Genomic DNA, 12,470 nt, shown 5'->3' with positions numbered 1-12,470 from the left:
GGCCGGATCGGACCGCCGGGCAGCCGGAACCCGCCGGTCAGCCCGGTGCGCCGGACCCCTCCGGACGGTCGATCAGTTCCAGCGCCCGGCCCAGCAGCTCGACCGGATCCGCCCCCTCGGGCCGGTCCAGCCAGTGGATCCGCCCGTCCCGGCGGAACCAGGACTCCTGCCGCCGGGCGAACCGCCGGGTCGCCCGCACGGTCTCCGCCCGCGCCTCGTCCTCGGTGCACTCCCCCGCGAAGAAGGCCAGCACCTGCTGGTAGCCGAGCGCCCGGCTGGCGGTCAGCCCCTCGCGCAGCCCGGCCCCCTCCAGCGCGCGCACCTCGTCGAGCAGCCCGGCCTCCCACATCCGGTCCACCCGCAGCTCGATCCGCCGGTCCAGCTCCGGACGCGGCACCCGGACGCCGATCTGCACCGCCTCGTACACCGCCCGCTGGGTCGGCAGGCTGGCCGTGAACGGGCGTCCGGTGATCTCGATGACCTCCAGCGCCCGGACCACCCGCCGCCCGTTGCTGGGCAGGATCGCCTCCGCCGCCGCCGGGTCCAGCCCCGCCAGGCGCCGGTGCAGCGCGCCGGGGCCGACCCGCTCCAGCTCCTCCTCCAGCCGGGCCCGCACCGCCGGGTCCGTCCCCGGGAACTCCATCTCGTCCACCGCCGCCCGCACGTACAGGCCCGAGCCGCCGACCAGCACCGGCACCTGTCCCGCCGCCAGCTGCCGGTCCATCTCCGCCCGCGCCAGGCGCTGGTACTCGGCCACCGAGGCGGTCTCGGTCACCTCCCAGACGTCCAGCAGGTGGTGCGGGACGCCGCCCCGCTCCGCCGGGGTCAGCTTGGCGGTGCCGATGTCCATGCCCTTGTAGAGCTGCATCGAGTCGGTGTTCACCACCTCCCCGCCGAGCTCCCGGGCGATCGCCACCGCCAGGTCGGACTTGCCGGCCGCCGTCGCGCCGACCACCGAGACCACCCGGGGCGGGGCGTCGGGACGCGCAGAGGGGGAAGAAGAGGAACCGCTCACCTCCCCAGTCTCGCAAAACCCGGGCACCTCCCGTGTCACGGCCTCGTTGACCGGGGAGGATCAGCTGTGTCCGTACCGGAATGACCCGATTCGCGAGGAGCGCACCCCATGGGCCTGATGGACAACCTCAAGGGCAAGGCCGAGGAGCTCAAGGAGAAGGCCAGCGAACTGGCCGGCAAGCACGGCGACAAGATCGACAGCGTGGTGGACAAGACCGGCGAGGCGATCGACAAGGCCACCAAGCACAAGTACTCGGACAAGATCGTGAAGGGCACCTCCGCGACCAAGCACGCCCGCGACGACTTCGCCGCCAAGCCCAAGGACGACTGACGCCCCCGCCCGGCGCTCAGCGCCAGGAGGCCACCAGGTAGCCGACGCCGTACGGGGCGTCCTCGTAGCGCAGTTCACCGCTGAGCGCGGCCCCCTCCGCGGCCCCCGCCAGCACCTGCCACGGGGCACGCCCCTCGGCCATCAGCTCGGCCGAGAGCTCCGCGTCCAGCCCGGCCAGCGCCGCCGCGTCCGCCCCGGCCAGCGCGAGCGCCACCGCCCGGTCGTACCCCTCGGCCCGCTCGTCCAGGTACCCGGGCGCCTTCACCGAACGCCGGGCGCTGCCGTCCCCGAGCACCAACAGGCCCACCCGGTCCGCGAGTTCCGCCAGCCCCCGGCCCAGGCCCAGCAGCCGCTCGACACCGGTGTCCGGCCGCACCGCGACGGCGTGCGTCGGCACCCGGACGCCCGCCTCCTCCAGCAGCCACGCCCCCACCGTCAGCGCGGGCGACAGCTCGGGACCGTCCACCCCGCCCAGCGGCAGCCGCACCGCCTTCGCCACCCCGTACCGGCGCAGCGACCCCGTCCCGCCCTCCGTCCACACCCCGGCCCGCTCGCCCGTCCCGACCACCACCACCAGGTCGACCCCGGCCAGCTCCCCCACCGCCGCCAGACACGCCCCCCGCAGCCCCGCCACCTCACCGGCGGCCCCCGCGGCCACCTCCGGAACGAGCAACGGCGGGCAGGGGCACACGGCAGCGGCAGCAAGCATGTCGATCACTCTACGGGAGGGCGGAACAGGGGCACGAGGAGAACCGCTCCGCCCACCGACGCGCGACCAGGGGCCCGCGCGTCCCCTAGCAGCCGCACCCGTCCCCGCCCGGCGCCGCCGCCACCGGCTTCGGCGCGCCGACCGTCGGCAGCCCCAGCATCACGCCCGCGGGCTTCGCCGCCGGCGCCGCCTGCCGCTTCTCCCACGCGTCGCCCGCCCGGGTGCGCCGCACGCCGAGCGCGGGGCCCTCCGCGAGGAGGTGGTGCGGGGCGGCGTAGGTGATCTCGACGGTGACCATGTCGCCGGGCCGCACCCCGCCCTCCGGCCGCGTGAAGTGCACCAGCCGGTTGTCGGGCGCACGCCCGGAGAGCCGGTCGGTACGGTCGTCCTTCTTGCCCTCGCCCTCGGCGACCAGGATCTCCAGCGTGCGGCCGACCTGCTTCTTGTTCTCCTCCCAGGAGATCTCCTCCTGGAGGGCGATCAGCCGGTCGTAGCGCTCCTGGACCACGGCCTTGGGCACCTGGTCCGCCATCTCGGCGGCGGGCGTCCCGGGCCGCTTGGAGTACTGGAAGGTGAACGCGTTGGCGAACCGCGCCTCGCGGACCACGTGCAGGGTCTGCTCGAAGTCCTCGTCGGTCTCGCCGGGGAAGCCGACGATGATGTCCGTGGAGATCGCCGCGTCCGGCATCGCGGCCCGGACCTTCTCGATGATGCCGAGGAAGCGTTCCTGCCGGTAGGAGCGCCGCATCGCCTTCAGGACGGTGTCGGAGCCGGACTGCAGCGGCATGTGCAGCTGGTGCATCACGTTGGGCGTCTCGGCCATCGCGGCGATCACGTCGTCGGTGAAGTCGCGCGGGTGCGGCGAGGTGAAGCGGACCCGCTCCAGGCCCTCGATCTGGCCGCAGGCCCGCAGCAGCTTGCCGAAAGCCTCCCGGTCGCCGAGGTCGGAGCCGTACGCGTTGACGTTCTGCCCGAGCAGGGTGACCTCGACGACGCCCTCGGCGACCAGCGCCTCGACCTCGGCGAGGACGTCGCCGGGGCGGCGGTCCTCCTCCTTGCCGCGCAGCGCGGGGACGATGCAGAAGGTGCAGGTGTTGTTGCAGCCGACCGAGATCGCGACCCAGGCCGCGTACGCGGACTCGCGCCGGGTGGGCAGGGTGGAGGGGAAGGTCTCCAGCGATTCGAGGATCTCGACCTGGGCCTTGCGCTCGACGGCGGCGCGCTCCAGCAGGGCGGGCAGGTGGCCGATGTTGTGGGTGCCGAAGACCACGTCGACCCAGGGCGCCTTGCGGACGATGGTCTCGCGGTCCTTCTGGGCGAGGCAGCCGCCGACGGCGATCTGCATGCCGCGGTTGGCCTGCTTGGCGGGGGCGAGCCGGCCGAGGTTGCCGTACAGCTTGTTGTCGGCGTTCTCGCGGACCGCGCAGGTGTTGAAGACCACCAGGTCGGGGTCGCCGTCGCCGTCGGCCTTGGCGTAGCCGGCCTCCTCCAGCAGCCCGGACAGGCGCTCGGAGTCGTGGACGTTCATCTGGCAGCCGTACGTGACGACCTTGTAAGTTCGCAAGCTCTCCTCCATACCCACAGAGCCAAGGGTACGGGCACCGGGGAGGCCCTCCCGCCGGGCGGTGGGGGCTGGCAGTATCCACGGCATGGCTGCTGCGAACCTCTCCTCCCGTCCGGGTGCCGGGCTGCGCTCCGTCCTGCGCGGCCGGCTGTTCCGGGTCGCCGCGGTGCTGCTGCTGGTGGCCGGGGGCGCGGGCGGCTGGTGGGCGTCCTCGGCCCGCTCGGCCGCGGGGCCGCACGGCCGGGTGGCGTTCGCGACGGGGGTGGTCGGCGGCGTGTACGACCGCTACGGGGTGCTGCTGCGGCAGTACCTGGGCGACCACCTGCCGGGGCTGAAGGTGCAGCTGGACAACTCCGAGGGGTCGATGGACAACCTGGAGCGGCTGGTGTCGGGCCGGGACGACTTCGCGGTGGCCACGGCGGACGCGGTGGCCACCTTCGACAGCCCGGAGAAGCCGAAGCTGCGGGCGATCGCCCGGCTGTACGACGACTACATGCAGCTGGTGGTGCCGGCCGACTCGCCGGTGCACTCGGTGGCGGACCTGCGGGGGCTGCGGGTCGGGGTGGGGCAGGCGAAGTCGGGGGTGAACCTGGTGACCCGGCGGCTGCTGGAGGCGGCGGGCCTGGACCCGGACCGGGACGTCCGGTCGGACTCGGTCAGCGTCGTCCAGGCGGCGGACGAGCTGCAGCGGAAGGAGCTGGACGCGTTCTTCTGGTCCGGCGGCCTGCCGACCACCGCGCTGTCGGACCTGTCGGAGCGGACGCCGATCCGGATCGTGCCGATGGGCGACCTGTCCGATCCGCTGCACCAGCTGGCGGGCCCGGGCATGGACGCCTACCGGGCGGCGACCATCCCGGCGGACGCGTACCCGAACGTGCAGCCGGAGCGGGTGGCGGTGCCGACGGTGGCGGTGCCCAACCTGCTGGTGACCCGGGCGGACGTGGACCCGGCGCTGGTGGAGACGCTGACCCGGGCGGTGATCGACAGCCGGGACGACATCGGCCGCCAGGTGCACGCCGCGCAGCTGGTGGACCTGCGCACCGCGGTGTACACCGACCCGCTGCCGCTGCACGACGGCGCCAAGCGCTACTACCTGTCCGTGAAGCCCTGAGGGCCCGCGCGGTCAGGCCCGGGGCCAGCGGCGCCGCCGCGGCACCACCAGCCGCACGGTGAGGCCGTTCGGCTCGGCGGGCGCGAACTCGAGCCCGCCGCCGCCGGCCAGCAGCAGGGTGCGGGCGATGGACAGGCCCAGGCCGGACCCGTCGATGTTCTGGTGCCGGGAGGAGCGCCAGAACCGGTCGCCGACCCGGGCCAGCTCCTCCTCGGTGAGGCCGGGTCCGGCGTCGGTGACGGTGGCGGTGACCTCGTCCTTGCCGATCAGCAGGCCGACCCGGACGGTGCTGTCGGCCGGGGTGAACTTGAGCGCGTTGTCCAGGACGGCGTCCAGCGCGCTGCCGAAGCCGATCGGGTCGGCCCAGGCGTGCGCCATCGGCGGGCCCTCCCAGTGCAGCGTGACGCCGCGCTGCTCGGCCAGCGGCGCCCAGGCGTCGACCCGGGTGCGGACGAGTTCGGCCAGGTCGACGGGTTCGGGTTCGGGCCGGGAGCCCTCGGCGGTGGCGAGGCCGAGCAGGTCGTCGAGCACCCGGGCCAGCCGGGCGCCCTCCTCGCGGACGGCGACGAGCTCCTCCTCGTGGCCCTCGGGCAGTTCCAGGCCGATCAGCTCCACCCGCAGCAGCAGTGCGGCGAGCGGGTTGCGCAGCTGGTGGGAGGCGTCGGCGACGAAGGCCCGCTGCTGGTCGATGGCGAGCCCGACGTGGTCCGCCATGTCGTTGAACGAGCGTGCCAGGCGCCGCAGTTCGGGCGGCCCGCTGCTGGGGGCGACCCGGGCGCCGAGCCGTCCGGTGGCGATGTCGTGGGTGGCCCGGTCGAGGGTGCGGACGGGGCGCAGCACCCAGCCGGTGAGCCGGACGGCGAGCAGGATGGCGACGATCATGGCGAGCGCCTCGCCCCCTGCCAGCACCATCCAGCGGTGCAGGACGCGCGAGCGCAGCCCGCCGGTGGGCGATTCGGTGAGCACCACGGCGACCACGTCGCCGTCGCGGACCACCGGCAGGGCGACGGCCAGGGTGCGCTCGGGGTTCCACGGCCAGACCTGCGGCGGGTTGTGGCTGCGGCGGCCGGCCAGCGCCTCCTGGTACGCCTGGCGGCCGGGCCCGGCGGCGGGGGGCCGCCAGTCGTCGGGGGCGACGGCGATGGAGCTGCCGTCGCGCTGGAAGACGCCGATCCGGACGCCGTACAGCTCGTGGTAGCGGTCGGCCTCGCTGGTCAGGGCGTAGAGCCGGCCGTTGTCGCCGGGGCCGGGCTGCGGGTCGCCCTTGACCGCGCTGGCGTTGGGGCGGCCCTGGGTGGGCAGGTCCTGGGCGAAGCGGGCGGCGTCGTCGATCCGGTCGACGACCACCTTGGACTGCTCGGAGGCGGCGATCAGGTAGGCCAGGGGCACCCCGAGCGCGGCCAGCACGCAGGCCATCAGGGCGATCAGGATGCCGAGCAGGCGGTTGCGCACGGTGCGGTCAGCGCTCCGCCGGGCGGTCGCCGGGGCCGGGCTCGCCGTCGGGCTGGTCGGGTATCAGCCGGTAGCCGACGCCGCGGACGGCCTCGACCAGGCCGGGCAGGCCGAGCTTGGTGCGCAGCGAGCCGATGTGCACCTCCAGGGTGCGGCCGTTGCCCTCCCAGCCGGAGCGCCAGACCTCGCTGAAGATCTGTTCGCGGCGGTAGACCACGCCGGGGCTCTGGGCGAGCAGCGCCAGCAGGTCGAACTCCTTGCGGGTGAGCGGGACGTCGCGGCCCTCGACGGAGACCCGGCGGCGCTCGCGGTCGATCTCGATGCCGCGGGAGGCCAGCGGTCCGGCCGGTTCGGGGCCGTTCTCCTCGGCGGGCCGGGGGGTGCCGCGGCGGGCCACCGCGTGGATGCGGGCCAGGAGCTCGCCCATGTCGTAGGGCTTGACCACGTAGTCGTCGGCACCGAGGTTGAGGCCGTGGATGCGGGAGCGGATGTCGGCCCGCGCGGTCACCATGATCACCGGCACGCCGCTGCCGGCCCGGATCCGGCTGCACACCTCGAAGCCGTCCCGGTCGGGCAGCCCGAGGTCGAGCAGCACCACCCGGTACGGGTCGCTGCCGTCGGGGACGAGCGCGTCCAGCGCCTCGTGGCCGCTGCGGGCGTGCCGGACCTGGAAGCCGTGCCGGCTCAGCACCGCGACCAGGGCGGCGGCCACGCGGTCGTCGTCCTCGACCAGGAGCAGGCGCATCGGGTTCCCTTCCGGTGGCTCGGGTGCGGTCGGCACGGGCGTCGTTCGCACGCGTCCGGACGTCCGGCGGCGCTGTCCCCGGTCCGGCGGCGCCCGGATCGGGACCGGCCCATCCTGGCATCCACTCCCATCCGGCGTCATCCGGTCAACCGGGTTGCCCGGTCCGTTACCCAGCCGGTATCCGCTACCCCCCGACTACCGGGCGTAGCCGAACCGTGATCCTCAAGTTCAGCTCAGATCGGCTGACGAGGAGTCGTGTACCTGTCTAAAGTCGCCCCGTCCGGGGGCCGAGGGCTCCGCCGGCTCCGGCCCCCGGACATCAGACGGACCATCACCGGCTCTGCGGCCCCTGCGAATTGGCCCGGGTTCGGAGGACGAGGGAGCGAGCCGCGATGACCGAGAACAGTGCAGGCCCGGGCGTGCCCGAGGACGGCCGGGGCACCCCGCTGGTGTCGCTGCGCGGGGTGAACAAGCACTTCGGCGCGCTGCACGTGCTGCAGGACATCGACCTGGACATCGCCCAGGGCGAGGTCGTGGTGCTGATCGGCCCGTCCGGTTCCGGCAAGTCGACGCTGTGCCGCACGATCAACCGGCTGGAGACGATCGACTCCGGCACGATCGAGGTGGACGGCCGCCCGCTGCCCGCGGAGGGCCGCGAACTGGCCCGGCTGCGCGCCCAGGTCGGCATGGTGTTCCAGTCCTTCAACCTGTTCGCGCACAAGACCGTGCTGCAGAACGTGGTGCTGGCCCAGGTGAAGGTCGGCCGGGTGCCGAAGGCCGAGGCCGAGAAGACCGCCCGCGAACTGCTGGAGCGGGTCGGCGTCGGCGCGCAGGCCGACAAGTTCCCCGCCCAGCTGTCCGGCGGCCAGCAGCAGCGGGTGGCGATCGCCCGCGCGCTGGCGATGAACCCCAAGGTGATGCTGTTCGACGAGCCCACCTCGGCCCTCGACCCGGAGATGGTCAACGAGGTGCTGGAGGTGATGCGCTCGCTCGCCGCCCGGGGGATGACCATGGTGGTGGTGACCCACGAGATGGGCTTCGCGCGCTCGGCCGCCAACCGCGTCCTGTTCATGGCGGACGGTCGGATCGTCGAGCAGAACACCCCCGAGGCGTTCTTCACCGCGCCGCGCAGCGACCGCGCCAAGGACTTCCTTTCGAAGATCCTGCACCACTGAGACCTGTATTGATCTAGCGTCAGTTCGAATTTGCCCGGAGCCAGCGATGGCCCCTACCGAGGAGAAGAACGACCGCATGAAGGCCCGCCGTACCGTCGCCGCCGCCCTGTCCGTGCTCGCCCTGACGGCGGTCGCCGCCTGCGGCAAGGACGGATCTCCGAACTCGGACTCCGGCACCAAGGGCGGCTCGGCCGCCCCGCAGCTGCCCACCTACCAGGTGAACGCCGACGCCAAGCTGGACGCCTCGCCGACCTGGACCGAGGCCAAGAAGCGCGGCAAGCTGGTCATCGGCGCCAAGTCGGACCAGCCGTTCCTCGGCTTCGAGGACGTGCAGACCGGCAAGCGCAACGGCTTCGACATCGAGATCGCCAAGATGGTCGCCGCCGACCTCGGCTTCTCGGCCGACCAGATCGAGTTCAAGACCATCAACTCCAGCGCCCGCGAGACCTCGCTGTCCGGCGGCCAGGTCGACTACTACGTCGGCACCTACTCGATCACCGCGAAGCGCAAGGAGCAGATCGACTTCGCCGGCCCGTACTACATCGCCGGCCAGTCCCTGCTGGTGAACAAGGACAACACCGAGATCACCGGCCCGGAGTCCACCAAGGGCAAGAACGTCTGCACCGCCAACGGCTCGACCTCGGTCGGCAACATCCAGAAGTACGAGGCGAAGGTCACCACCTTCGACAGCTACTCGCTGTGCGTGGAGAAGCTCCTCACCAAGGAGGTCGACGCGGTCACCACCGACGACGCGATCCTCAAGGGCTTCGCGGCCAAGAACCAGGGCCAGCTGAAGGTCGTCGGCAACATCTTCTCCGAGGAGCGCTACGGCATCGGCCTGAAGAAGGGCGACGCGGCGCTGCAGAAGGCGATCAACGACGCCCTCAAGAAGCACGAGGACAGCGGCGACTGGAAGAAGGCGTACGACGCCACCCTGGGCCTGTCCGGCTCGGCCGCGCCGGCCGTCCCCGCGCTGGACCCGACCACCGCCTCCTGACGCACCACCCGACCGACACCGAGAGAGGAGGGCCGCCGGCATGGGCATACTGTTCGAGAAGGACAACTTCTCGCTGTTCGTCCGCGGGTTCGTGGGAACGATCGAACTCAGCGCGCTCAGCGCCCTGTTCGCGCTACTGCTGGGCATCATGCTGGCGGCCTTCCGCGTCTCGCCGGTCCCGGTGCTGCGGGCCTTCGGCACCGCGTGGGTGACGGTGTTCCGCAACACCCCGCTGACCCTGCTGTTCTTCGTGGTGACCTTCATGCTGCCGCGGCTGGACGTGCACATCAGCAGCTTCACCGCCGCGGTGGCCGCGCTCAGCGTGTACACCGGCAGCTTCGTCTGCGAGGTGCTGCGGGCCGGCATCAACACCGTGCCGCTGGGCCAGGCCGAGGCCGCCCGTTCGCTCGGCATGGGCTTCGGCCAGACCCTGGGCCTGGTGGTGCTGCCGCAGGCGGGCCGCGCGGTGATCGCGCCGCTGGGCTCGGTGTTCATCGCCCTGCCCCGCAACTCGGCGGTGGCCGGCGCGTTCAACGTGTTCGAGCTGTTCAGCGTCCAGAAGACCTGGTCCGAGGACTCGTACCCGATCTTCGCCAGCTTCTTCTGGCTGGCCCTGGCCTACCTGGCGATCGGCTTCTCGATCAGCTCGGTCCTCTCCCTCCTGGAGCGTCGCATGGCGGTGGCCCGATGAACTCCCGCTCCGCCTCCGTCCTGTACGACGTCCCCGGCCCGCGGGCCCGGCTGCGCTACCGGCTGGCCGGCGCGCTCGGCGCGCTCGGCATCGCCGCCCTGCTCTGGTGGATCGTCTCCACCCTGTCCGACAAGGGCCAGTTCGACGCCCGGCTGTGGGAGTCCTTCGAGTACAACGCCGTCCAGCAGCGCATCCTCGACGGCGCCCTCGCCACCCTGAAGGCCTTCGGCCTGGCCGCGGTCGGCTCGCTGGTCCTCGGCGTCCTGTTCGCCGTCGGCCGGCTCTCCGACCACCGGCCGGTCCGGGCGGTGTGCACCGCGGTGGTCCAGTTCTTCCGGGCCATGCCGCTGCTGATCATGATCTTCGCGCTGTACGCGGCGGTCTTCACCGCCGAGCCGATGTGGGCCCTGGTCGTCGGCCTGTCCGTCTACAACGGCGCCGTGCAGGCCGAGATCATCCGCTCCGGCATCAACGCCGTCCCGCGCGGCCAGGGCGAGGCCGCGTACGCCCTGGGCCTGCGCAAGACCCAGGTGATGACGCTGCTGCTCGTCCCGCAGTCGGTCCGGGCGATGCTGCCCGCGATCATCGGGCAGCTGGTCGTCACCCTCAAGGACACCTCGCTCGGCTACATCATCACGTACCCCGAGCTGCTGTTCGTCGGCAAGTGGATCGCCTCCAACTCCGACGGCTACCCGTACATCCCGGTCCTCCTGGTGATCACCCCGATCTACATCGCGATGTGCCTCGCCCTCAGCGGCCTGGCCCGCTGGATCGAGTCCCGCGGCCGCCGCGGCGCGAACCGTCGCGGCGCAGCCGCTGCTTGACGGACACCCAGGTGATCTGTTGCATTGCTCTTCGTGACACCACCTGGGACTTCCCACCCGGCACCTGACGCCCCGGCGGCCGACGCCGCCCACCCGAAGGCCCCGACATGGACGCGGTGATCATCGTCGGGGCCGGGCCGGTCGGGCTCGCCCTGGCGCTCGCGCTGGCCCGCAACGAAGTCCCCTGCACCGTCTTGGACGAGGGCACCGGCGTCAGCCCGGAGAGCCCCCGCACCGTCGTGCTCGGCGGTGAGAGCGCCGCCTTCCTCGCCCGGATCGGCTACACCCGGGTCGTCTCCGACTCCGCCCGGTGGGACGCCTTCACCATCTGGCGCCGCCGCGCCGAGGTGCTGCGCCTGCCGCTGGACGCCGAACCCGTCCTGCACCTCGCCCAGCACCGCCTGCAGCGCGGCCTGCGCGACGCGGTCGCCGCCACCCCGCTGATCCGCCTGCTGCCGCGCCACCAGGTGGTCGAACTCGCCCAGGACCGCGACGGGGTGAGCGTGCGCACCGACTCCGCCGGACAGGACGCCTGGTGGCGCGGCAGCCACCTGGTCGGCTGCGACGGCGCCCGCTCCACCGTCCGCAGGCTGCTCAAGGTCCGCTTCCCCGGCCGCCCCGCCGTCGACCGGCACGCCGTCGCCACCGTCCGGGTCGACCTGCCCTTCCCCGGCGAGGCCCGGCTGCACCGCGAACCCCCGTGGCGCGGCGACCGCGAGGCTTCCGCCCGCCCGCTGCCCGACGGCCTGTGGCGGCTCGACTGGCGGCTGCCCCCCGGCCGCCCCCAGCCCACCGAACCCGTCGACCCGCACGCCACCTGGCCCGGCATCGTCACCGGCGACACCCTGCTCACCCGGGTCACCTCCGCGCTCACCGGCTGGTGCGGCGAACTCCCGCCCCACCAACTGCTCGCCGCCGCCGACCACACCTACCAGCAGCGCCTCGCCGCCCGCTTCCGCACCGGCCGCTGCTTCCTGGCCGGGGACGCCGCCCACCTGCACGGCGCCCTCGGCATGCAGAACCTCGCCGACGGCCTGCGCGACGCCGACAACCTCGCCTGGCGGCTCGCCCTCGCCTGGCACCTGCCCCCCACCGGCGACCGCGCCGACCGCGCCCTGCTCGACGGCTACGAGGCCGAGCGCCGCGGCGCGGTCGGCGCCCGGCTGCGCGCCGTCGACCAGAGCATGCCGCTGCTGCGACCGCTGCGCGGCTGGGCCGAGACCCGGCGCTCGCTGTTCTCCGGCTCCTTCCGCAAGCACGCCCCGCTGCTCGCCGACGGCCAGCTCGGCACCGGCCGCTTCGGCGGCGCCCCCGCCTACCCGGCCGCCCCCTCCGGCGTCGTGCCGCGCGTCCCCGAGCAGCGCGGCTCCGGCCGCGGCACCGCACTCACCGAACAGCTCCCGGCGACCGCCCCCGGCGTCCTGGTCCCCGACCTCCCGGTGGTCACCGCCGACGGCACCTCGGAGACCCTCCGGGCCCGCCTCGGCGGCCCCTTCCTGCTCGTCCTGGTCGCTCCCGGCGCCGCCGTCTGGTCCGCCGAGCACTGGCTCGGCGCCGGCCTGATGCCCCGCCTCGCCGACCTCGCCGCCGCCCTCCCCGTCCCCACCGAGGTCCTGGTCACCGACACCTACCCCGGCGCCGCCCCCCACACCGTCCTCCTGGTCCGCCCCGACGGCCACCTCCTCGGCACCACCCCCGGCCTCCACCCCGAAACCCTGCACGCCCTCACCACCCCCCTCATCCCCAAGGCCGGCCTGGAACAGGAGAAGACCCGGTAGGAGCACGGGAAACCGCGCGCCCAACCACCGCCGCACCCAAAAGACCGCAGCCACCGAACCGGGGGCGCGAGGAACCGCG

12 protein-coding genes are annotated in these 12,470 nt (G+C 73.4%); 7 read left to right on the top strand and 5 right to left on the bottom strand.

Features of this window, described 5'->3' with window-relative positions; translation table 11 throughout:
• Positions 1–37: 37 nt before the first annotated feature.
• Complete coding sequence (miaA, locus tag QSK52_RS26895; RefSeq protein ID WP_285738746.1) at positions 38–1,015, bottom strand: tRNA (adenosine(37)-N6)-dimethylallyltransferase MiaA; 978 nt, start codon at positions 1,013–1,015, stop codon at positions 38–40.
• A 108-nt stretch (positions 1,016–1,123) separates the two neighbouring features.
• Between miaA and QSK52_RS26890 the strand changes: the two genes are divergently transcribed.
• Positions 1,124–1,345 (top strand): antitoxin, encoded by a 222-nt coding sequence (locus QSK52_RS26890; protein WP_014138444.1) that lies wholly within the window; start codon positions 1,124–1,126, stop codon positions 1,343–1,345.
• 16 nt (positions 1,346–1,361) lie between these two features.
• Here QSK52_RS26890 and QSK52_RS26885 read toward each other — a convergent pair whose 3' ends face one another.
• Positions 1,362–2,054 (bottom strand): hypothetical protein, encoded by a 693-nt coding sequence (locus QSK52_RS26885; RefSeq protein WP_285738745.1) that lies wholly within the window; start codon positions 2,052–2,054, stop codon positions 1,362–1,364.
• A gap of 85 nt (positions 2,055–2,139) precedes the next feature.
• Positions 2,140–3,630: a tRNA (N6-isopentenyl adenosine(37)-C2)-methylthiotransferase MiaB gene (gene miaB / locus QSK52_RS26880; RefSeq protein ID WP_285738744.1), complete on the bottom strand. Its 1,491-nt coding sequence runs from the start codon at positions 3,628–3,630 to the stop codon at positions 2,140–2,142.
• Between the two features lie 73 nt (positions 3,631–3,703).
• Between miaB and QSK52_RS26875 the strand changes: the two genes are divergently transcribed.
• Entirely contained in the window at positions 3,704–4,729 is a 1,026-nt protein-coding gene (locus QSK52_RS26875; RefSeq protein ID WP_285738743.1) for a TAXI family TRAP transporter solute-binding subunit, read from the top strand.
• 12 nt (positions 4,730–4,741) lie between these two features.
• Here QSK52_RS26875 and QSK52_RS26870 read toward each other — a convergent pair whose 3' ends face one another.
• A complete protein-coding gene (locus tag QSK52_RS26870) occupies positions 4,742–6,181 on the bottom strand; it encodes a sensor histidine kinase (protein ID WP_285738742.1) in 1,440 nt (479 codons plus the stop codon).
• Between the two features lie 7 nt (positions 6,182–6,188).
• Entirely contained in the window at positions 6,189–6,926 is a 738-nt protein-coding gene (locus QSK52_RS26865) for a response regulator transcription factor (protein WP_285738741.1), read from the bottom strand.
• Between the two features lie 392 nt (positions 6,927–7,318).
• On the opposite strand from QSK52_RS26865, the gene QSK52_RS26860 reads away from it, so the two are divergent.
• From QSK52_RS26860 to QSK52_RS26840, 5 genes are all read left to right on the top strand, one after another.
• On the top strand, positions 7,319–8,101 hold the full coding sequence (locus tag QSK52_RS26860) for an amino acid ABC transporter ATP-binding protein (RefSeq protein ID WP_435053379.1): 783 nt from the start codon (positions 7,319–7,321) through the stop codon (positions 8,099–8,101).
• 76 nt (positions 8,102–8,177) lie between these two features.
• The gene (locus tag QSK52_RS26855; RefSeq protein WP_285738813.1) at positions 8,178–9,098 is read left to right on the top strand and encodes a glutamate ABC transporter substrate-binding protein; all 921 of its coding nucleotides are present in this window, start codon (positions 8,178–8,180) and stop codon (positions 9,096–9,098) included.
• Positions 9,099–9,138: 40 nt separating this feature from the next.
• On the top strand, positions 9,139–9,789 hold the full coding sequence (locus QSK52_RS26850) for an amino acid ABC transporter permease (RefSeq protein WP_285738740.1): 651 nt from the start codon (positions 9,139–9,141) through the stop codon (positions 9,787–9,789).
• A complete protein-coding gene (locus tag QSK52_RS26845) occupies positions 9,786–10,613 on the top strand; it encodes an amino acid ABC transporter permease (protein WP_285738739.1) in 828 nt (275 codons plus the stop codon). The genes QSK52_RS26850 and QSK52_RS26845 overlap by 4 nt, the downstream gene beginning before the upstream one ends.
• Before the next feature lie 107 nt (positions 10,614–10,720).
• Positions 10,721–12,391: an FAD-dependent monooxygenase gene (locus QSK52_RS26840; RefSeq protein WP_285738738.1), complete on the top strand. Its 1,671-nt coding sequence runs from the start codon at positions 10,721–10,723 to the stop codon at positions 12,389–12,391.
• Positions 12,392–12,470: the final 79 nt, after the last annotated feature.

Source organism: Kitasatospora phosalacinea (genome assembly GCF_030268885.1).
Taxonomy (GTDB): domain Bacteria; phylum Actinomycetota; class Actinomycetes; order Streptomycetales; family Streptomycetaceae; genus Kitasatospora; species Kitasatospora phosalacinea_C.
The sequence above is the reverse complement of the archived record's forward strand: the minus strand, read 5'-3'. Positions and strand labels throughout refer to the sequence as shown.

What these genes read in the sequence shown, in the direction of transcription:
- QSK52_RS26890 (WP_014138444.1), top strand. Translation starts at nt 1,124, where the DNA reads ATGGGCCTGATGGACAACCTCAAGGGCAAGGCCGAGGAGCTCAAGGAG.
- QSK52_RS26885 (WP_285738745.1), bottom strand. Translation starts at nt 2,054, where the DNA reads ATGCTTGCTGCCGCTGCCGTGTGCCCCTGCCCGCCGTTGCTCGTTCCG.
- miaB (WP_285738744.1), bottom strand. Translation starts at nt 3,630, where the DNA reads ATGGAGGAGAGCTTGCGAACTTACAAGGTCGTCACGTACGGCTGCCAG.
- QSK52_RS26875 (WP_285738743.1), top strand. Translation starts at nt 3,704, where the DNA reads ATGGCTGCTGCGAACCTCTCCTCCCGTCCGGGTGCCGGGCTGCGCTCC.
- QSK52_RS26865 (WP_285738741.1), bottom strand. Translation starts at nt 6,926, where the DNA reads ATGCGCCTGCTCCTGGTCGAGGACGACGACCGCGTGGCCGCCGCCCTG.
- QSK52_RS26860 (WP_435053379.1), top strand. Translation starts at nt 7,319, where the DNA reads ATGACCGAGAACAGTGCAGGCCCGGGCGTGCCCGAGGACGGCCGGGGC.
- QSK52_RS26855 (WP_285738813.1), top strand. Translation starts at nt 8,178, where the DNA reads ATGAAGGCCCGCCGTACCGTCGCCGCCGCCCTGTCCGTGCTCGCCCTG.
- QSK52_RS26850 (WP_285738740.1), top strand. Translation starts at nt 9,139, where the DNA reads ATGGGCATACTGTTCGAGAAGGACAACTTCTCGCTGTTCGTCCGCGGG.
- QSK52_RS26845 (WP_285738739.1), top strand. Translation starts at nt 9,786, where the DNA reads ATGAACTCCCGCTCCGCCTCCGTCCTGTACGACGTCCCCGGCCCGCGG.
- QSK52_RS26840 (WP_285738738.1), top strand. Translation starts at nt 10,721, where the DNA reads ATGGACGCGGTGATCATCGTCGGGGCCGGGCCGGTCGGGCTCGCCCTG.